General features: G+C 66.4%; 17 protein-coding genes. 8 read left to right on the forward strand and 9 right to left on the reverse strand.

Annotation, left to right across the window (positions count from 1 at the left end; all coding sequences use genetic code 11):
* Positions 1-55: 55 nt before the first annotated feature.
* Positions 56-385 carry an SMR family transporter gene (locus tag IQ782_RS01270; RefSeq protein ID WP_194132794.1) on the reverse strand — a complete coding sequence of 110 codons (330 nt, stop codon included), beginning with the start codon at positions 383-385 and terminating at the stop codon, positions 56-58.
* 156 nt (positions 386-541) lie between these two features.
* Here IQ782_RS01270 and IQ782_RS01275 point away from each other — a divergent pair, with 156 nt between their 5' ends.
* Both IQ782_RS01275 and IQ782_RS01280 read left to right on the forward strand, forming a co-directional pair.
* Entirely contained in the window at positions 542-1,165 is a 624-nt protein-coding gene (locus IQ782_RS01275; RefSeq protein ID WP_194132795.1) for a hypothetical protein, read from the forward strand.
* Positions 1,162-2,919: a methyl-accepting chemotaxis protein gene (locus tag IQ782_RS01280; RefSeq protein ID WP_194132796.1), complete on the forward strand. Its 1,758-nt coding sequence runs from the start codon at positions 1,162-1,164 to the stop codon at positions 2,917-2,919. Before IQ782_RS01275 ends, IQ782_RS01280 begins: the two co-directional genes overlap by 4 nt.
* A 5-nt stretch (positions 2,920-2,924) precedes the next feature.
* Here IQ782_RS01280 and IQ782_RS01285 read toward each other — a convergent pair whose 3' ends face one another.
* The 6 genes from IQ782_RS01285 to IQ782_RS01310 all read right to left on the reverse strand — a co-directional run bounded on the left by IQ782_RS01285 (position 2,925) and on the right by IQ782_RS01310 (position 8,639).
* Positions 2,925-3,788: an ATPase gene (locus tag IQ782_RS01285; RefSeq protein ID WP_194132797.1), complete on the reverse strand. Its 864-nt coding sequence runs from the start codon at positions 3,786-3,788 to the stop codon at positions 2,925-2,927.
* 53 nt (positions 3,789-3,841) lie between these two features.
* Positions 3,842-4,744, reverse strand: a complete 903-nt coding sequence (locus IQ782_RS01290) for a DMT family transporter (RefSeq protein WP_338092530.1) — start codon at positions 4,742-4,744, stop codon at positions 3,842-3,844.
* The gene (locus tag IQ782_RS01295) at positions 4,741-5,013 is read right to left on the reverse strand and encodes a putative quinol monooxygenase (RefSeq protein ID WP_194132798.1); all 273 of its coding nucleotides are present in this window, start codon (positions 5,011-5,013) and stop codon (positions 4,741-4,743) included. The genes IQ782_RS01290 and IQ782_RS01295 overlap by 4 nt, the downstream gene beginning before the upstream one ends.
* A gap of 256 nt (positions 5,014-5,269) precedes the next feature.
* Positions 5,270-6,835: a glutamine-hydrolyzing GMP synthase gene (guaA, locus tag IQ782_RS01300; RefSeq protein ID WP_194132799.1), complete on the reverse strand. Its 1,566-nt coding sequence runs from the start codon at positions 6,833-6,835 to the stop codon at positions 5,270-5,272.
* A gap of 92 nt (positions 6,836-6,927) precedes the next feature.
* Positions 6,928-7,869: a delta-class carbonic anhydrase gene (locus IQ782_RS01305; RefSeq protein WP_194132800.1), complete on the reverse strand. Its 942-nt coding sequence runs from the start codon at positions 7,867-7,869 to the stop codon at positions 6,928-6,930.
* 86 nt (positions 7,870-7,955) lie between these two features.
* Positions 7,956-8,639 carry a DUF2270 domain-containing protein gene (locus tag IQ782_RS01310; protein WP_194132801.1) on the reverse strand — a complete coding sequence of 228 codons (684 nt, stop codon included), beginning with the start codon at positions 8,637-8,639 and terminating at the stop codon, positions 7,956-7,958.
* Positions 8,640-8,849: 210 nt separating this feature from the next.
* Between IQ782_RS01310 and IQ782_RS01315 the strand changes: the two genes are divergently transcribed.
* Complete coding sequence (locus IQ782_RS01315) at positions 8,850-10,394, forward strand: trimethylamine methyltransferase family protein (protein WP_194132802.1); 1,545 nt, start codon at positions 8,850-8,852, stop codon at positions 10,392-10,394.
* 12 nt (positions 10,395-10,406) lie between these two features.
* Here IQ782_RS01315 and IQ782_RS01320 read toward each other — a convergent pair whose 3' ends face one another.
* Complete coding sequence (locus tag IQ782_RS01320; protein WP_194132803.1) at positions 10,407-10,703, reverse strand: DUF6477 family protein; 297 nt, start codon at positions 10,701-10,703, stop codon at positions 10,407-10,409.
* A gap of 228 nt (positions 10,704-10,931) precedes the next feature.
* On the opposite strand from IQ782_RS01320, the gene IQ782_RS01325 reads away from it, so the two are divergent.
* Positions 10,932-12,056 (forward strand): DUF6456 domain-containing protein, encoded by a 1,125-nt coding sequence (locus tag IQ782_RS01325; RefSeq protein ID WP_194132804.1) that lies wholly within the window; start codon positions 10,932-10,934, stop codon positions 12,054-12,056.
* 73 nt (positions 12,057-12,129) lie between these two features.
* On the opposite strand, the gene IQ782_RS01330 is transcribed toward IQ782_RS01325, so the two are convergent.
* On the reverse strand, positions 12,130-13,644 hold the full coding sequence (locus tag IQ782_RS01330) for a catalase (protein ID WP_194132805.1): 1,515 nt from the start codon (positions 13,642-13,644) through the stop codon (positions 12,130-12,132).
* 107 nt (positions 13,645-13,751) lie between these two features.
* Between IQ782_RS01330 and IQ782_RS01335 the strand changes: the two genes are divergently transcribed.
* From IQ782_RS01335 to IQ782_RS01350, 4 genes are all read left to right on the forward strand, one after another.
* On the forward strand, positions 13,752-14,705 hold the full coding sequence (locus IQ782_RS01335; RefSeq protein ID WP_194132806.1) for a LysR substrate-binding domain-containing protein: 954 nt from the start codon (positions 13,752-13,754) through the stop codon (positions 14,703-14,705).
* Between the two features lie 663 nt (positions 14,706-15,368).
* A complete protein-coding gene (locus IQ782_RS01340; RefSeq protein WP_338092531.1) occupies positions 15,369-15,701 on the forward strand; it encodes a hypothetical protein in 333 nt (110 codons plus the stop codon).
* Between the two features lie 303 nt (positions 15,702-16,004).
* The gene (locus tag IQ782_RS01345; protein ID WP_194132808.1) at positions 16,005-17,573 is read left to right on the forward strand and encodes an arylsulfatase; all 1,569 of its coding nucleotides are present in this window, start codon (positions 16,005-16,007) and stop codon (positions 17,571-17,573) included.
* A gap of 102 nt (positions 17,574-17,675) precedes the next feature.
* A complete protein-coding gene (locus IQ782_RS01350; RefSeq protein WP_240989019.1) occupies positions 17,676-18,659 on the forward strand; it encodes an HAD family hydrolase in 984 nt (327 codons plus the stop codon).
* The last annotated feature ends 13 nt before the right edge of the window (positions 18,660-18,672 follow it).

The following is an 18,672-nucleotide window of genomic DNA, read 5'->3' on the forward strand; positions in this document are numbered from 1 at the left end:
CTTTGAAGGGAGGTTTGCGCGCGGGTTAGCCGGGGAAGGGGGAAATTGCCAGCACTTAATGCGGAGAGGCCCCGGAAAACAGGTGAATCACGAGGATCCCGGCAACAATCAGCCCCATTCCGAGGAGTGCCGCAAGGTCGAGCTTCTGCCCGAAGGCGACGAGCCCGATCACCGAGATGAAGACGATGCCCAGTCCGGACCACATCGCGTAGGCCAGTCCGACCGGCATGGCGCGCAGCACGATCGACAGCAGGTAGAAGGCGGCGGCATAGGCGATGACCACGATCAGCGAGGGCAGCGGACGGGTGAACTGCTGGCTGGCCTGCAGCGCGGCGGTGCCGATGGTCTCGGCCAGAACGGCAAGGGCGAGCGTTATGTAGGGCATTGCGAACTCCGGTGACGCTGCCGTCCTTCTCGCCTGTCCGCTGCGCGGCTGCAAGCCGGCGGCGCGGCATGACCGGCGCGAAGATCGGCGGCCTTAACTTGGCGTGAGGGAATCCCGGCTAGACGGGGGCAGAGGTCCCAATCGCGGAGGTGTCCAATGTTTTTCCGTACCGTCTCAGCCTGGTGCGGGCACCCTGTCGGTGCCCAGGGCGCGGCGCTGCACCTTGTGTCGGCGCTTCTGTTGATCCCGGCCTCAGGTGCGGGGGCCGAGCAGATCGCCCCGCCGCTGTTGGCGGTTGTCACGCAATACGTCACGCCCTTGATGGAGGATCCGGCGCTTGTCGCCGCGGTCCGCGACCAGAACGCGGTGACCGCCGGGTATGACGACGCGAAGATCGCCGAGCTGGATGCCCGCTGGATGTCCGAGATCGGCGCGTCCGAGATACCGACCATCGCACCGGTCTGGGAAAACCCGGTGGCCGACTTGCTGCGGGCTCAGGTCACCGCTTCGGGCGGGCTGATCCGCGAGATGTTCGTGATGGATGCGCGCGGGCTCAACGTTGCGGTGTCGAATTTGACCTCGGATTACTGGCAAGGCGACGAAGACAAGTTTCTTCAAACCTATGGCCGCGGCGCCGGAGCGATGCACGCCGGCGCCGTGGATTTCGACGAATCGAGCCAGATCTACATGCAGCAGATTTCCGTGACCCTGTCCGATCCGCAGAGCGGCGCGCCGATCGGCGCCCTGACCGTCGGGCTCGACGCGGAGATGCTGCCATGAAAATGCGACTTCCCCGGCTTGGCGCGGGCTTGCAAGGATCGCAGCTGCGGCGTGTCTCGGCTTCGGTTTTCACAAAGGTGGCGGGGCTGGTGATCGTCTCGACGCTGGTGGTGGCCTGCTTGCTGGCCTGGCAGGCCTGGCGGCTCAGCGACAAGGTGACCCAGACCGGCATCGCGGGCATGGCACGGCAATCGGTGAACGCGGCGGCGGCCACGCTGCTGCCGGCGCTGCGCTTCCGCGACGAGGCGCGAACCGTTGCGCTGCTCGAGGAGCAGCTGGGCAGCGGTGACGCGGATCTCCTCGGCGGCCTTGTCCTGGGCGCGGACGGGCAGATCCTCGCGGAGCTCGGCACCACCAGCGGGCAGCAGGCCGAGCTGGTTGCCATCGCGCAGGAGGCGCTGTCGAGCGGCGGGCGCGCGGGCACGGCGGGCGGCTATCTCGCCGCCGAGGCGGTGGTGCTCCAGGGGCAGGATGCGCCGCTCGGCGCGGTTGCCATGGCCTGGACGGACAGCGCGATGAAGCAGGTCGTCGAGCGTGACAAGACGGTCATGGTCGCGACAGCGGTGGGGGGGCTGGTGACGATGCTGCTGCTCGTCGTGCTGTGGCTGCGCCGCATCGTGCTCGGCCCGCTGACCGCACTTCAGAACGCGATGGCCCGCGTGGCGGCGGGCGACTATGAAGTGGATCTGCCGATGCAGTCTCGCCGCGACGAATTCGGCGAACTCGCACGGCACCTGGCCGATCTGACCGCAACGCTCGCGCGTGGACGCGAGGCGCAGGAGGCGCGGGGCCGCGCCCATGAGGCGCAGAACCGCGTGGTGCGCCATCTCAGCGATGCGCTTGATGCGCTGGCGGCGGGGTCACTGCACCACGCGATCGCCGAGGAATTTCCCGGCGAGTACGAGGAACTGCGCGGCAATTACAACCGAGCGGTCGAAAGTCTGCGCGCCACGATGACCGAGGTGAATTCCGGCGCGCTCAACATCCACAGCAGCGCCGAGGAGATCGCGCGCGCCTCTGACGACCTGTCGCGGCGGACCGAGACCCAGGCGGCGACGCTGGAAGAGACCGCGGCGGCGCTCGAAGAGATGCTGTCGCGGGTGCGGGAGGCGGCGCAATCGGCGAAGGATGCCGAGGGCAGCGTACAGACCGCCTCGAAGCTGGCAGATCAGAACGGCGAGGTCATGCGCTCGGCGATCGAGGCAATGGCCGGGATCGAGCGCAGCTCGCAGCAGATCAACGAGATCATCGGCGTGATCGACGACATCGCCTTCCAGACCAACCTTTTGGCGCTCAACGCGGGGGTCGAGGCGGCCCGCGCCGGGGCCTCGGGCAAGGGTTTCGCGGTGGTGGCCTCCGAGGTGCGCGCGCTGGCGCAGCGCAGCTCGGACGCGGCGCAGCAGATCAAGACGCTGATCAGCGGCTCGGCGGACCGGGTGCGGGATGGCGTGGAACTTGTCGAGCGCTCGGGCGAGGCGCTTGGCGAGGTGGTCGCGCAGGTGAGCCAGATCGCGACGCTGGTCGGAACGATTGCCGGGGTTGCCGCGGAGCAGGCGCAGGGCCTGAACGAGATCAACGTCGGGGTCAGCAATCTCGATCGGGTCACCCAGCAGAACGCCGCCATGGTCGAACAAAGCACCGCGGCGGCGCATATGCTGCGGGGTGACGCGGGGCGCCTGTCCGACCTCATGCGCGGCTTCAACGTCGGTGACGTGGCGCCGCAGCAAAGCGCGCGCGCGACGGCGGCTGCCTGAGGGGCTCAGGCCTTCGCGTCGATGGCGGCGGCGACCACTGCCACGAAATCCGCCTCGTCGCGCACCGTGGCCATGTCGGAAGCCTCGACTGTCACGCCCCAGTTCCGCGCCATGGCCTCGTAACGGGGCTGGCGATGCGCCAGCGCCTGCGCATAGGTCCAGCGGATGAAGGCGTCGGGATCCACCGTGGTTTCCGAGAGCCCTGTCTCGCCGAGATAGCGGCGCCATGCCGCCTCGAGAAACTCGGGTTGGTAGGACATCGGCTTCGGAGCGCGGTCGAAGCGCCGGATCAACTCTCCGGTATGGGCCTCGCTGCCGCGGATCCAGACCATCAACGCCTGGCGGGACAACTCGGTGAGGATCGGATCGCGGGGGTTTTCGGCGTCCACCCATTCGCAGATCGACCCGCCGGTGTCGCAGACGAAATGCGGATAGCCGTAGAGCTGCTGTGCCCGCTCGATGAAATAGCCGGTGTCCAGCAGCGCCTGTTCCTCGGCGCGGCGGAACTGCTCCTGGCGCAGCTTGTAGGTGTCAATCGGCAGGCCGCCCTTGGCCGGATCGCCCGGTTTGCCAAGATAGGCCGACACCGGCGTCAGATTCTCGAAGCTGAGGTTCGAGCCGATGTAGATCGAATCCGACAGCAGCATCTCGCGCAGGAAAGGGTTCTTCATCGCCTCTGCCTTGGCGTTGTCGGCGATGTATTCGCCCATGTAGCGCGTGCCGATACGGTAATCGATCGAGTAGTGGAACCAGTCGCCGGACTGCCGCAGCATTGACGAAACATGGGTCTTGCCGAGCCCCGACATGGCAAAAAGCACCACGTGCCTGCGCGCGGCATCACGCCAGTCTGCGGCGGTTTCATACAGCATGGATCGGCTCCTGGGTCATTCGCCCCGACAGGTACTTGCGGCCGCGACCGGCGTCAAACCCCGGCGCGGGCGGCGCGGGTTTCGCGCAGGATGTTGGCGTAATTGGCGGCAAAGATGATCGCCGCGCCCAGCAGCACCCAGGGGTCGAGCGGCTCGGCGTAGAGCAGCATTCCGACGATCGCGATGACCGGAAGACGGGTGAAGTCGATCGGCATGACCACCGAGGCGGGGGCAAGGCCAAGCGCCGTGGTCAGGCAGTAGTGCGCGCAAAGTCCGGCAAGGCCGATGACGATCACCCCCGGGACGGCCTCGGCCGAGGGCAGGGCGATGTCACCGTCGAAGCCGGCGCAGACGAGGCCCATGATCGCCTGCGTCAGGGTCAGCCAGAACAAAATGCAGAGCGTGCTGTCGGTGCGGGTGAGCTTGCGGGTGAAGATCGCCGAGCCAGCAAAGCCGATGGCGGCGCCGGCGGCGGCGAAAAGGCCGGGCGACAGCGTCTCGGGCGAGGGGCGGGTGACGATCAGGATGCCGAGGAAGCCGACCAGCGCCGCCAGCGTGCGCGGCCAGGTCAGCCGTTCACCCAGCACCAGCGGTGCCAGCAGCATGGCCCAGATGGGCCCGGTGAACTCCAGCGCGAAGACCTGGGCAAGCGGGATCATCGTGATCGCGTAGAACCACAGGTTCTGCCCGGTGAAGTGGCTGATATTACGGATAATATGCGTGCCGATGTGGCGCGTTGCCACGGACCTGCGCTTGCCCGTCAGCAGCACGATGCTGCTGATGATCGCCACGCCGAGCAGCGAGCGGTAGAGCATGATCTCGAAGGTGTCGAGCCCGCTGCTGACGTAGCGCCCGGCCACCGCCATCGCGCTGAACGAGACGATCGATCCGAGCATCCACAGCGCCGCCTTGGGCACGGCATTGGCTGCGGTCGGGACGGCGGGCGACGCGCTCACAGGTCGGCCACGTCGTAGTCGCGCGGCAGGTCGCCGGTGACGCGGAACCAGGCGCTGCCGCGGGTGCGGGTCTGATGCGCGTCGAAGGCGGCGCGATTCTGGAACAGTTCGGAGACCTCGAACACCCCGCTCTCGGTTTCGCGCAGCTCGAAATAGAGGCAGCCCTGCTCGGCGCGGGACAGGCGGATGTGCTCTTCCATCGCCGCGCGCACCTCGGCGCAGCGCTCGGCAGGGGCGGTCATGCGCCCGGTCAGCTGCACGGCGCTCATGCCGCGCTCCGGCTCGGCTGGATTTGGTTGACGCGGGCGGTGCGGCGGGGCTGCGCGAGAAGTCTGGGGGTCATGGTGTCCTCTTCGGAGCGGACACTGGCGCGCGGCGGCGGCACGGGCAAGGGGCAATCGGTCTTTGCCGGGTCAACGCTTGCGGGGGTGTGGCTTCGCTGCGGATCTGAAGCTTGCGCCTGCGCAAACGAAGAGAGGCCGGGATATCCCGGCCTCTCGAATGGTGTGGCAGCCTACTGCCAGATCATTCCCACTCGATCGTTCCCGGGGGCTTCGAGGTGATGTCGTAGGTGCAACGGTTGATGCCCTTCACCTCGTTGATGATCCGCGTCGCGGTCTCGCCGAGGAACTCGTGGGTGAACGGGTAGTAGTCCGCCGTCATGCCGTCGACCGAGGTCACCGCGCGCAGGGCGCAGGCGTAGTCGTAGGTGCGGCCGTCGCCCATCACGCCCACGGTGCGCACCGGCAGGATCGCCACGAAGGCCTGCCAGATCTCGTCGTAGAGACCGTGCTTGCGGATCTGGTCGATGTAGACCGCATCCGCCTTGCGCAGGATGTCGAGCTTCTCGCGGGTGATCTCGCCGGGGCAGCGGATCGCCAGACCCGGGCCGGGGAAGGGGTGGCGGCCGATGAAGCTGGCCGGCAGGCCAAGCTCGTGACCCAGCGCGCGCACCTCGTCCTTGAAGAGCTCGCGCAGCGGCTCGACCAGCTTGAGGCCCATCTTCTCGGGCAGGCCGCCGACGTTGTGGTGCGACTTGATGGTGACCGAGGGGCCACCCGAGAAGCTGACGCTCTCGATCACGTCGGGATAGAGCGTGCCCTGCGCGAGGAAGGTCGCATCCTCGATCTGGTCGGCGTATTTCTGGAACACGTCGATGAACAGCTTGCCGATGATCTTGCGCTTGGTCTCGGGGTCCGACACGCCCTCGAGCTCGCCGAGGAACAGGTCCTGCTCCTGCGCGTGGATCACCGAGAGGTTCATGTGGTCGCGGAACATCGCCACGACCTCGTCGGCCTCGTTGAGGCGCAGCAGGCCGTGATCGACGAAGACGCAGGTCAGCTGATCGCCGATCGCCTCGTGCAGCAGCGCCGCGGTGACCGAACTGTCGACGCCGCCCGAGAGGGCGCAGATCACCTTGGATGCGCCGACCTGCTCGCGGATCTTGCGCACCGCTTCCTCGCGGTAGGCGTCCATCGTCCAGTCGCCGGTGAAGCCGGCTTCGCGGATGAAATTCTCGTACAGGGTCTTGCCGTTCGGGGTGTGGTGCACCTCGGGGTGGAACTGCACGGCGTAGAATTTGCGGCTGACGTCGGCAGTGATCGCGAAGGGCGCGCCGGGGGAGGTCGCGTAGACCTCGAAGCCGGGGGCGATCTCCGAGACGTGGTCGCCGTGGCTCATCCACACCTGCTCGCGGCCCGAGCCGTCGAGGAACCAGCCCGACAGCAGGTCGAGGCGGTCTTCCTTCGGCGTCACATAGGCGCGGCCGAATTCGGCGGTGTGGCTCTGGCCGGCTTCGACCTTGCCGCCGAGGTCATGCATCATGACCTGCTGGCCGTAGCAGATGCCGAGGATCGGCACGCCGAGCTCATAGGCGGATTTGGGCGGGCGAGGCGAGCCCTCGCGCGTCACGCTGTCGGGGCCACCGGAGAAGACGATGGCCTTGGGGGCGAACTCCTTCAGGAACGCGTCGGTGACGTTCTGATAGGGGTGAATTTCGCAGTAGACATTCAGCTCGCGCAGGCGACGGGCGATGAGCTGCGTCACCTGGCTTCCGAAGTCGATGATAAGGAGGCGATCATGCTGGGTCATGCGGCTGCTTTAGGCGGGCCGGGCCTTGCGCGCAAGAGGCTGGGTGCAGCCGGGTGCAAATGCCGCGCTGGCCCGGTGTCCGCCCCTTGCGGTCACTCGATCTGGCTGAGCAGGGCGGGGGCGGTGACCAGCCGCCGCACGCCGTGGCTGTGGCTTTCCTCGAAGACGTTGCCCATTGCCGCCCAGGCGTCCAGCGTCGAAATGTCGAGCCGGGCGCAGCGCGGGCGCACGGACCAGGTGACCTGAAGCGGCGAGCAGACCTGCTGGCTGTAGCTCGGCCCGGTCGTCGAGCCGCGGAACACCACCGGCGTGCCGGTGCCGCTGGGCAAGTCCCGCGCCTGGTAGCGACCATTCCGCATGGTGCCAAGGTAGATGAAATCCCGGAAGTCGAGCGCATTGGCGTCGTTCACCACAAGGAAGACCTGCGATTCCACCCGCAGCTCGGGGTTGGAACAGGCCTCTGACAGGCAGGCGCCGAGACCGGGGCCGGGGGTCACGTCGCAGGAGGAATAGACCCAATGCACCTCGATCGTGTCGCCAGGCTCCACCCCTTCGAAACGGGCACCGCCGCTGGGACGCGACAGTTCGGCCGCACTCAGGCTGACCGAGCCCGCGCATTTGAAGCCGCCATGCTCGTCGGGACCGGCGTAGACCGAGAAGCCGGGGCCGAGATGCTCGGCATTGGTGTGTGTGTGGATGTTGCACAGGTTCAGCTCTTCGGGCGGTGGCGCAAGGCCGAAGCTGACCGGATTGCGCCCGAAGGGATTGCCGATGTCGCGCGGCGTTTGCGGGCCGAACCCCTGGCAGAGCGCGCCCGACTGGCTTTCGGGAGCGGCACCATGGGAGGTGGCTTGGGCACTTGCGGGCACCGCGCCGTGCCCGGCATCTCCATGGCCGCCGCCCGCGTCGCCACCCCCGCCATGGTCCGAGGCCCCGTGATCGGCGGGAGGATAGATGACCTTGTTCTCGGCAGCTGCGGGGGTGGCGAGAGTCAGTGCCGCAGCGAGGGGAAGAAGAATTGCGCGCGCCGTCATGGGTCACTCCTGCATGTCTGGCCGAACCGGGCCGGCTCCGCTGCGCCGATCTTGCCGTGCAGGTCTGAATCCGCGCTTAACCAGGGTCAGTAGATCGCGTCGGGCAGGGTCAGGTCGTGCTTGATCCGAGCCCGGCGGTCGGCGTGCAGGCTCCAGACCGCCAGCGCGGCGAAGGTGCCGGCGTAGAGCAGCCCGCCGAAGGCCATCGCCTCGCCTGGGATCGCCCCGACCGAGGCGCGCCGCATCGCCTCCTCGAAGCCCTGCACAGGCGTGGGATGGACGGTGATCTTGCCGAGAAAGGCCAGCAGTTGGATCAGCATGATCCACAGGTAGCTGCGCCGGATACGCCGCCCCATGGCGTGCAGGTAGGAAATGCCGAATTCGGGCCGCTCGTAATCGTCGCGCAGCTGCCGCGCCCAGTCTCGGTCGGTGTCTTGCGGCCGACCGAGCATCGGCCCGTAAAAATTCACCTCCATGCAGCGGAAGCGCCAGCGCCAGAGGTCGCAATAGCGGTAGCGCCGCGCCTCGAGCGTCAGGAAGAACAGGTTCGAGATGCCGACCAATACCAGCGGCAGAGGCGAGGCGTCGGGCGCGGCATAGGCGATCGACAGGGCCACCCCCAGCGTCACGACCGCCCAGTTGGTGGTGGTGTCGAGTCGGGTGCGCCAGACCGTGCAGCGGTAGACTTCGCTGCGATAGAGGTGGGCCAGGGCGCCGATTTCCGCACCATCCAGAGGCCGACCGCTGACTTCGAGTTGCACGTCTTTCATTTGCTCCCCCTTCTGGCCGACGCGAAATGAACCGGCGGAAGCGCTGCGTCCCCGAAAAGAGTCTAGACCGACACACATTAAGGAGGGCTTTAGGTCGCTTCTGTTCTGTAAAGATGTCGCATTTGGCCCTGATGGGGCGCAAACCCGTCGCATTCGGGGCGTTCCCTGGGGTAGGACTGGACGGGTGTGCGAGGAAACGGGAGAGGCGCCATGTCTGAGACAGAAACGCGGAAGAGGACACGCAGCGGTGGCGGAGCGGCTCGGCGGGCAGCCCGTGGCTCGGTCCGGCTCGAGACCGCCCGCTTCATCGAGCGCAATATCCCCAATTTCGACCTTCTGACCGAAGAGGCTCTGGAGATGATCGAGGCCGCCGCCGAGACGGTCCTCGAGGAGATCGGCGTCAATTTCGTCAACAACCCCGGCGCGCTGGCGCTGTGGCAGGAGGCCGGCGCCGAGATCGAGGGCGAGCGTGTGCGCATTCCGCGCGGTCTCGCGCGGCAGCTCTGCGGCCATGCGCCCTCGCGCATCACCCAGCACGCCCGCAACCCCGCGCGCAGCGTCGAGATTGGCGGCCGTTCGCTGGTGCTGGCGCCGGTCTATGGCCCGCCCTTCGTGCAGGATGCCGAGAAGGGGCGGCGCTATGGCACGATCGAGGACTTCCGCAACTTCGTGAAACTGGGGCAGATGTCGCGCTGGCTGCACCATTCGGGCGGCACGGTCTGCGAGCCTACCGACGTGGCGGTCACCAAGCGCCATCTCGACATGCTGCACGCCCATATGACCCTTTCGGACAAGCCCTTCATGGGCTCGGTGACCGAGCCGAGCCGGGCGCAGGACAGCGTGGACATGTGCGGCATCCTCTTCGGCGAGGACTTCGTGCAGAAGAACACCGTGATGACCTCGCTGATCAACATCAACTCGCCGCTGACCTTCGACGACACGATGATGGGCGCGCTCGAGGTCTACGCGCGCAACAATCAGGCCTGCATCGTCTCGCCCTTCATCGTCGGCGGCGCGATGGCGCCGGTCACGGTGGCGGGCACGCTGACGCAGGTGCTGGCCGAGGCGATGGCGGGCATCGCCTATGCCCAGCTGGTGCGGAAGGGAGCGCCGGTGATCTTCGGGGCCTTCGTCACCTCGATTGATATGAACTCCGGCGCGCCCACCTTCGGCACGCCCGAGGCCTCGCAGATCAGCTACGGTGCCGGGCAGCTGGCGCGGCGGCTGGGGCTGCCCTACCGCTCGGCCGGGGCCTTCTGCGGCTCGAAGCTGCCCGATGCGCAGGCGGCCTATGAAAGCGCCAACTCGCTCAACATGGGGTTGCAGGCGGGGGTGAACTTCATGCTGCACGCCTGCGGCTGGCTCGAGGGCGGGCTCGTGGCCTCCTACGAGAAGTTCGTGATGGATGCCGACCAGCTCGGTGCGCTGCACAAGATGGCGCAGGGCGTCAGCGTTGACGATGCGACGTTGGCGCTGGACGCGATCCGCGAGGTCGGGCCGGGCGGGCACTATCTGGGTTGCGCACACACGCAGGAGAATTTCCAGACCGCCTTCTGGCGCTCGGAGCTCTTCGACTACAAACCCTTCGAGACATGGTCGGAAGAGGGCGGCCGCGACACGATGCAGCTGGCCTCGGCGCGGGTGAAGGCGTTGCTCGAGAGCTATGAGCAGCCGCCGATGGATCCCGGTGTGAGCGAGGCGCTTTCAGACTACGTGGCGCGGCGCAAGCAGCAGATACCCGACGCGTTCGCCTGAGCTCGGGCGCGGTCAGACCGCGGTCCCCGCTGCGCTCTCGCGCAGCCGCGCCTCGCCGATGATCGCGGCGAGCACCTCGACATGGCGGGCCGCGGAATAGCTTGCGGCGCGGTCACGTCGGCTCGCGTCGAGATCCGCTTCCATGTCCAGAAGGCGCAGCAGCGCAGCTGCGTGGCGCGGTGGGCAACCCGGTCCCATCAGCCGCGGCAGATGCGCGTCGCGGCGGTAGTCGGCCGCGCCATAGCGTGCGGCCCGGACAAGCAGGCGTGGGCGGCGCAGCGCGCCGAGAAGGCTCTGAAGGTCCTGCATCGGATTGGCTCCCTGTCGATGACCAGGCACCGAGACTGACATAGCCAGACCGGATGTTGCTCGGGCGGAGGGGGCTGCGCGCGGCAGGTTTACCGATGTTTATAGATAATGGATAAGTCTATTAAATGACGAAAATCATTAACTTTTAGATAACTTTGAGGCGAGCAGTTTTCAGGTTCACTTCCGTCAGTCCCGCGACAGCGGGGCGCAACCTAGGGGACTTGTTCAATGATCCGAATCCACGAAACAGCGAAGAAATCCGGGCTTCCTGCCTGGGTGCCCGAGATGGCCCGCCTCTACCTGGCGCATACCGAGGACGGCGAGGCGATCCGTGCCCTTGCGCGGTCGGCGGGATGCCACGCGTCGACCGTGCTGCGGCAGGTTCGGCGGATGGAGAGCCTGCGGGACGACCCGCTGGTGGACGAGGCCCTGCGCCGGCTCGGGGCCGCGTGCGGCGGCCGTTCTGTCGCGTATGCCGAGGAGGTCGGAGAGATGAGACAGCCCCACAATCAGCCGCGGAGCGGCGAGGTGACGCCGGATGCGGCGACACTCTCGCGCGAGGCGCGACGGGTGCTGCGGCGCCTGTGCGAAAGTGGCGCGGTGCTGGCCGTGGCCGCCGAGATGGACAAGGCGGTGGTGGTCCGCGACACGGGCGAAGGAGGCTCGGCGCGCACCGCGGTGGTCGATGCGCCGGTGGCCGAGGCCATGGCGCTCAAGGGCTGGATCCGCTGCGACGCGCCGGGGCGCATCTCGCGCTATCGCATCACCCCGGCGGGACGTGGCGCTCTGGGCCGGCTGCTGGCCGAGCAGGAGAGCAGGCTGCGGGGCTTCGCCGAGGCTCAGGCCGGCTTCGACAGCGGCCGCGAGGCCGAGGCCGCGCTGGCGGAAGAGGACGCCGATCCGCGCGGACGCCGCCGCTTTGCCGTGACCGAAAGCCCGCTCGCGGCGCTGTCGCGGCGGCGCGACCGCGACGGGAAGCTCTTTCTCGATGAAAGGCTGGTGCGCGCCGGTGAGCGCCTGCGCGAGGACTTCGAACTGGCACAGATGGGGCCGCGCATGGCGCAGAACTGGGACCATTTCCTCACCGCCGGGGTACGTCCGGGGGCGGCTGACATGCCGCCGCATGGGTCGGATGCCGCACGGGCCCGCTTCACCGGTGCCCTGCGCGAGCTTGGGCCGGGGCTTGGCGACGTGGCGTTGCGCTGCTGCTGCTATCTCGAAGGGCTCGAAGAGACCGAGCGCAACATGGGCTGGGCGGCGCGCTCGGGCAAGGTGGTGCTGCGCATCGCGCTCGAGCGACTGCGCCGGCACTATGCGCAGCTGGAGAGCTCGGGCGGTGGGCTGATCGGATGAGGCCGTCCCGGCCCGCGCAGCGAGGGGCGAAGCCACCGGCTTCGCCCCGTTTGTTCGTCCCGGATGAACGCTGTTACTCGGCTGCGCGCACCGGCGTGTCGCCGGTCACCGGGATCCCGGGGTAGTCATCGATATTGCCGGTCTCGAGGTCCTTCGCAGCCTTGCGGACCCCGGCCTCATAGGCGGGGCTGACGCGGTTCAGAACGGCGTACCAGCGCTCCTTCACCGCCTCCGAGACCGGCGCCATGGCGCGCGCCATGTTCAGATGCAGTCGGGCGCGTTCATCGTCGCCGAGCACCTTCTCGTAGAGCGCGCGGGGCTGGACGTAGTCAGCGTCCTTGTCTTCCTGAGCATAGCGGTCGGCATCGCCCGAGATCTTCAGCGGCGGCTCCATCACCGAGGGGTCGGCCTTGGCCGATTCCTCGTACTGGTTCGGCTCGTAATAGGCATCGATATGGCCGGTCTTCGGCGGGAAGAACCGCATCGCGCCGTCCTTGTGGTAATGATGCACGGGGCATTTCGGCGCATTCGCGGGCAACGCATCGTAGTGGGTGCCAAGGCGATAGCGGTGCGCATCGGCATAGGCAAAGATGCGGCCCTGCAACATCTTGTCCGGCGAGTAGCCGATGCCGGGAACCTTGTTCGACGGCGAGAAGGCGGCGTTCTCGATCATCTGGAAATAATTGTCCGGGTTCTTGTTGAACTCGAGCATGCCCACCGGGATCAGCGGGAAATCGGCGTGCGGCCAGACCTTGGTCAGGTCGAAGGGGTTGAAATCAAGCTCTTCGGCCTGCGCCTCCGGCATCACCTGGATGTTCATCTCCCACTTGGGGAAATTGCCGTCATCGATGGCATTGTAGAGGTCTTCCTGGAAGCTCTCGCGGGTCTCGCCGACGATTTTCTCGGCCTGCTCGTTGGTGTAATTCGCGATCGGCTGCTGGCAGCGGAAGTGGAACTTCACCCAGAACCGCTCGCCCGCATCGTTCCAAAGCGAATAGGTGTGCGAGCCGTAGCCATGCATGTGCATCGGGTTCTTCGGAATGCCCCGGTCCGACATCAGGATGGTGACCTGATGCACCGATTCCGGCTGGCCGGCCCAGAAATCGAACATCGCCTCGGGCGAGCGCAGGTTGGTCTTGGGGTGGCGCTTCTGCGTGCGGATGAAGTCGGGAAACTTGAAGGCGTCGCGGATGAAGAAGATGGGGGTGTTGTTGCCCACCATGTCCCAGTTGCCTTCCTCGGTATAGAACTTCAGGGCAAAGCCGCGCACGTCCCGCTCGGCGTCCGCCGCGCCCTGTTCGCCCGCCACCGTGGACCAGCGCGACAGGATCTCGCAGCTGTTGCCGACCTTCGAGAAGAGCTGGGCGCGGGTGTAGCGGCTGATGTCATGTGTCACCGTGAAGGTGCCCTGCGCCCCCCAGCCCTTGGCGTGGACGACGCGTTCGGGAATGCGCTCGCGGTTCTGGTGGGCGAGCTTCTCGATGAGCTGGTAGTCCTCCAGCAGCACCGGGCCGCGCGGGCCGGCGGTGGCCGAGGTCTCGTTGCTCGGAACCGGCGCACCGGCGGATGTGGTCAGTCGCTTGCTCATGACGTCCTCCGTGGATCTGAGGCGAAAATGCCTTGCTGTCGGATCAACTAGAGGGGACGGCATAAGTTCCCAATTGCAGAATCCTGTTGCAGTGATAAGAATTTCTTATGTCTTTGACCCTCCGACAACTCAGCTATTTCCGGGCGCTCGCCGAGCAGCGCAACTTCCGGCGGGCGGCGGAATCCTGCAACGTTTCGCAACCGGCGCTCTCGGTGCAGATCCGCGAGCTCGAGGCCGCGCTGAACGGGCCGCTGGTCGAGCGGCAGGCCCGCGACGTGGTGCTGACGCCCTTCGGCCGCGAGGTGCTGGACAGCGCCGAGCGCATCCTCGCCGAAGTGGCGGGACTGGAACATGCGGCGCGGCGGCGGGGCGGGCTGACCGGCAAGCTGTCGCTGGGGGTGATCCCGACCATCGCGCCCTATTTCCTGCCCGAGGCGCTGGCTGCGCTCCGGGCCGAGGACATCTCGCTCGACGTCGAGGTGACCGAGACCAAGACCGAAACCCTGCTGGCGCGGCTTGCGGACGGGGCGCTCGACGCGGCGCTGGTCGCGCTGCCGATCGAGCAGGAGGGGATCGAGGTGCTGCCGCTCTTCGAGGACCGCTTCCTGCTCGCCGGCAGCGCCGCGCGGCTCGATCAGATCAGCCGTGTGTCCAGCCCCGAGGGGCTGGCGGAAAGCCAGCTGCTGCTGCTCGAGGATGGGCATTGCCTGACCGACCAGGCGCTGGCGGTCTGCGGGCGTGGCAGGGGAAACGCGCGGATCAACATGGGCGCGACCTCGCTCTCGACGCTGTCGCGGCTGGTGGCGGCGGGGTTCGGGCTGACGCTCATGCCGGAGGTGGCCGCGCTGACCGAACTGCGCGCCTCGCCGGGGATGCGCCTGCGCCGCTTCGCCGAGCCCGAGCCGGCGCGGATCATTGCCCTGGCGCGGCGCGCGTCGAGCCACCGCGAGGGCTGGTTCACCGAACTGGCGGACGTTCTTCAGACTGTGGGCGAGGGCTTGGTCGCACAGGTGCGGCAAAGCGACGAGGTCGGCAGCGCTGCGGGGCGAACTGCGGGGTGAGCAGGGCCTCTGCAAGCAACGAGGGCCGGCTGCACGTATGAAGCCGCGCAGCGGGCTGCGCGGCTTCCTGGTCCCTAGGCGGAACTTCCACCCCGGCCGTGATCGCTGGGGAGACGAGGGTGCCATGGGCGGGCAGAACCGTTTCAGGACTTTAGGATTGGAGCCTTGGGACGCGGCTCCCTTCCTGGGAGACCCGGCGTTGAGGGAAATTTAACGCCGAGCCGTAAAGACGCTTGGTCGACCGAGCGGGACTCGTAACAACTGATGATTCTAAATGACGTCAGACTGGTAACAGGGGCAGAATACAGGCTTTGTTCGGCACGCCTATCCTCGATTTTGAGTGTTTCAGGGTGGTAACAGAAGACCTTGCTGCGGTGCCGCAAGGTAATGCGTGGAAAACATGGGCTAAATCTTGCCGATCTCGTGGCGGACCCTTGCTTGTCGCAAACGCAGTGTTTCCAAAAAGTGAACTCAGGGCTGCGATCTGTCGTCGATACTTGCGCAAAAGGGGCAGGGCGCGCGCGCTTTGACATCTCCGATGCCGCCTGTGTCCCGAGGTTATGCTCGTGCCGGAGACTTGCCTTGATCCGAAACCTCTCAATCGCGGTTCTGGTCTGCCTTTGTGCCGCGCAGGTTCAGGCGCAGGCGCAAGCAAAGGCAAAGGTGGGGTTTCCTCAAGGCACCTTCGGCACGGTGCTCAGCGGTTCGGTCACCGGCCACGGCTTCCTGGACTACCAGCTGGATGCGCGGGAGGGGCAGGCGCTCACCTTCGCCTTGACGGTGACCCGAACCGACGGCGACGGCACGGCCTATCTCAACGTGCTGCCACCCGGCAGTACGGGGGCGGCGATCTATGTCGGGTCGATGGACGAGGATGGCACAGAAACCGTCTCTCTGCCCGAGGATGGGACCTACACGCTCCGGGTCTACCTCATGGGCAACGACAGGGACGCGGGTAAGACGGTCGGCTTCGATCTCGATGTCTCGATCCGCTAGGCGCAGGGCGATCCGCAGCGAAGGGCGGATCGGCCGAGCAATTCTGGAAGGAGTGTAATATTTTGATGAAACGCAATGACATGGTTGATTTTACTTTGGGGTAGTCTGATACTTCCCGCATGAGGCGAGCGTTTCTTGTTGTGACCGCCTCCATTTAACTGTGTTGCGCCCGGAATTCGGTCGGCCGTTTTGATTTGGTCGCCAAGTCGCACGAAAGCAAGGACCGGTCGCCCCACGCGCTCGGGGCATGTCGGGCAGAATAAGTGGTTCGAATTTTACCCCCAATTTTCTAGGGAGATTTTCATGAAACGGACACTGTTGACGACCGTGGTCGTCGGTTCCGCATTGGCTTTCGGGCCAGCGGCCTGGGCGCAGGACGGCACCGCAGAAAAGCCGAACATTCTGGTGATCTTCGGGGATGACATCGGCCAGACCAACCTCTCGACCTACAGCTTCGGCCTGATGGGCTACACCACGCCAAACATCGACCGGATCGCCAATGAGGGCGCCAAGTTCACGGATTACTACGCCGAGCAGAGCTGCACCGCCGGCCGCTCGACCTTCCTCACCGGCCAGTCGACGCTGCGCACCGGCCTGTCGAAGGTGGGCCTTCCGGGGGCCAACGCCGGGCTTCAGGCCAAGGACGCGACGCTTGCCTCGGCGCTCAAGGACCTGGGCTATGCCACCGGCCAGTTCGGCAAGAACCACATGGGCGACCGGGACGAGTTCCTGCCCACCGCGCATGGCTTCGACGAGTTCTTCGGCAACCTCTACCACCTCAACGCCGAGGAAGAGCCCGAGCAGTTCAACTATCCGAAGGACCCGGAGTTCCGCGAGCGCTTCGGTCCGCGCGGCGTGCTGCACTCTTACGCCGACGGCGAGATCGAGGACACTGGCCCGCTCACCCGCAAGCGCATGGAGACGGTGGACGAGGAAACCGCCGCCGGGGCCATCGACTTCATGAAGCGCGCGGTGGAATCGGGCACGCCCTTCTTCACCTGGTACAACACCACGCGGATGCACTACAAAACCCACGTCCGCGCCGAGAACCGGAGCGAGCCGGGGCTGACCGCACCGACCGAATACGCCGACGGCATGGTCGAGAATGACGGGGTGGTCGGCTCGGTGCTCGACGCGCTCGACGAGCTGGGCGTCGCCGACAACACCATCGTCGTCTACACCACCGACAACGGGCCGCACCAGAACACCTGGCCCGATGCCGGCACCACGCCGTTCCGCTCGGAAAAGAACACCAACTGGGAAGGCGCCTACCGCGTGCCCGCGCTGATCCGCTGGCCCGGCGTCATCGAGCCCGGCACGGTCTACACCGACATCTTCTCGGGTCTTGACTGGTTCCCGACCCTGATGGCCGCCGTTGGCGACACCGACATCAAGGAGCGCCTGCTTGCCGGCACCACGATCGACGGCAAGGAGTACAAGAACTACCTCGACGGCTACAACCAGCTCGACTACCTCACCGGCAAGACCGAGGAGGGCGCGCGCGACGAGTTCTTCTATCTCAACGACGACGGCGAGATCGTCGGCCTGCGCTACGAGAACTGGAAGGTGGTCTTCAAGGAGCAGCGCATGAAGGGCACCATGGCCGTCTGGGCCGAACCCTTCACCGAACTGCGCGTGCCCAAGATGTTCGACCTGCGTGCCGACCCCTACGAGCGGGCCGACATCACATCGAACACCTATTGGGACTGGCTGAGCGATCACGCCTACCTCGTCGCCCCGGCGTCGATGGAGATCGCCAAGTTCTTCGAGACCTTCAAGGAGTTCCCGCCGTCGCAGCGGCCGGACAGCTTCTCGATCGACCAGATCCAGGAAGAGCTGAACAACAGTCTCAGCAGCCTCGGCAGCCAGTAGGCGCCGCCGTCATCGGGGAGGGCCGCCAGCGCGGCCCTCTCGCTCCATTCAAGATTGCAGCCGGACCGCGCCAGGCGCTCTTCCGGCAAAGGGATTGTCCTCATGATGCATCCGAGATTTCTCGCGGGCGTCGCAGCCGTGGCGCTTCTCGCCGCTGGCTCCGCCCTTGCCGACCCGCTGCCCTCGTGGAACGACACCGGGGCCAAGCAGGCGATCATCGATTTCGTCGACGGCGTGACCGACCCCTCTTCGGACAGTTTCGTCCCCGAGGAGGACCGCATCGCCGCCTTCGACAACGACGGCACGCTCTGGACCGAGCAGCCGGTGTATTTCCAGGCGCTCTACGCGCTCGACGTGCTGCAGGAGAAGGCCAAGGCCGATCCCGGCATCCTCACCACGCCCGCGCTCGAGGCCGGCGCCAAGGGCGACGTGGGCGGCATCCTCGCGACCGGCATGGAGGGGCTCTTGGAAGTGGTCAACGTCTCGCACTCCGGCCTGACCGTGGACGAGTTCCAGGCCGACGCGCTCGACTGGCTCACGAACTACACCCATCCGACGACGAAGAAGCCTTATGTCGAAATGGTTTACCAGCCGATGCTCGAGCTGTTGAGCTACCTGCGCGACGAGGGGTTCACCACCTATATCGTCTCGGGCGGGGGCATCGACTTCATCCGCGCCTTCGCCGAGGACACCTATGGCATTCCGCCGTGGCAGGTGGTCGGCACAGAGGGCAACACCGCCTACGAAGTGGTCGACGGGCTGCCGATGCTGACCAAGAACGGCGGCGTCACCTTCATCGACGACAAGGAGGGCAAGCCGGTCGGCATTGCCCGCCACATCGGCCGCAAGCCGATCTTCGCCGCGGGCAACTCGGATGGTGATTTCGCCATGCTCGAATACACCACCTCGGGCGAGGGGCCGTCCTTCGGCCTGCTGGTGCATCACACCGATGCGGCGCGCGAGTTCGCCTATGACCGCGAGGGGCACATCGGCACCCTGAACCGCGGGCTCGACGAGGGGCCGGGTCTTGGCTGGACCATCGTCGACATGGCGCAGGACTGGGCCAAGGTATTCCCCACCGAGTGACGTGCGCTGAAAG

Origin of the sequence: Salipiger mangrovisoli (assembly GCF_015223355.1) — a bacterium.
Classification (GTDB): Bacteria; Pseudomonadota; Alphaproteobacteria; order Rhodobacterales; family Rhodobacteraceae; genus Salipiger; species Salipiger mangrovisoli.

Excerpts from the sequence above, each read along its gene's own strand:
- IQ782_RS01270 (WP_194132794.1), bottom strand. The coding sequence starts at position 385 with ATGCCCTACATAACGCTCGCCCTTGCCGTTCTGGCCGAGACCATCGGC.
- IQ782_RS01275 (WP_194132795.1), top strand. The coding sequence starts at position 542 with ATGTTTTTCCGTACCGTCTCAGCCTGGTGCGGGCACCCTGTCGGTGCC.
- IQ782_RS01280 (WP_194132796.1), top strand. The coding sequence starts at position 1,162 with ATGAAAATGCGACTTCCCCGGCTTGGCGCGGGCTTGCAAGGATCGCAG.
- IQ782_RS01285 (WP_194132797.1), bottom strand. The coding sequence starts at position 3,788 with ATGCTGTATGAAACCGCCGCAGACTGGCGTGATGCCGCGCGCAGGCAC.
- IQ782_RS01295 (WP_194132798.1), bottom strand. The coding sequence starts at position 5,013 with ATGAGCGCCGTGCAGCTGACCGGGCGCATGACCGCCCCTGCCGAGCGC.
- guaA (WP_194132799.1), bottom strand. The coding sequence starts at position 6,835 with ATGACCCAGCATGATCGCCTCCTTATCATCGACTTCGGAAGCCAGGTG.
- IQ782_RS01305 (WP_194132800.1), bottom strand. The coding sequence starts at position 7,869 with ATGACGGCGCGCGCAATTCTTCTTCCCCTCGCTGCGGCACTGACTCTC.
- IQ782_RS01310 (WP_194132801.1), bottom strand. The coding sequence starts at position 8,639 with ATGAAAGACGTGCAACTCGAAGTCAGCGGTCGGCCTCTGGATGGTGCG.
- IQ782_RS01315 (WP_194132802.1), top strand. The coding sequence starts at position 8,850 with ATGTCTGAGACAGAAACGCGGAAGAGGACACGCAGCGGTGGCGGAGCG.
- IQ782_RS01320 (WP_194132803.1), bottom strand. The coding sequence starts at position 10,703 with ATGCAGGACCTTCAGAGCCTTCTCGGCGCGCTGCGCCGCCCACGCCTG.
- IQ782_RS01325 (WP_194132804.1), top strand. The coding sequence starts at position 10,932 with ATGATCCGAATCCACGAAACAGCGAAGAAATCCGGGCTTCCTGCCTGG.
- IQ782_RS01330 (WP_194132805.1), bottom strand. The coding sequence starts at position 13,644 with ATGAGCAAGCGACTGACCACATCCGCCGGTGCGCCGGTTCCGAGCAAC.
- IQ782_RS01335 (WP_194132806.1), top strand. The coding sequence starts at position 13,752 with ATGTCTTTGACCCTCCGACAACTCAGCTATTTCCGGGCGCTCGCCGAG.
- IQ782_RS01345 (WP_194132808.1), top strand. The coding sequence starts at position 16,005 with ATGAAACGGACACTGTTGACGACCGTGGTCGTCGGTTCCGCATTGGCT.
- IQ782_RS01350 (WP_240989019.1), top strand. The coding sequence starts at position 17,676 with ATGATGCATCCGAGATTTCTCGCGGGCGTCGCAGCCGTGGCGCTTCTC.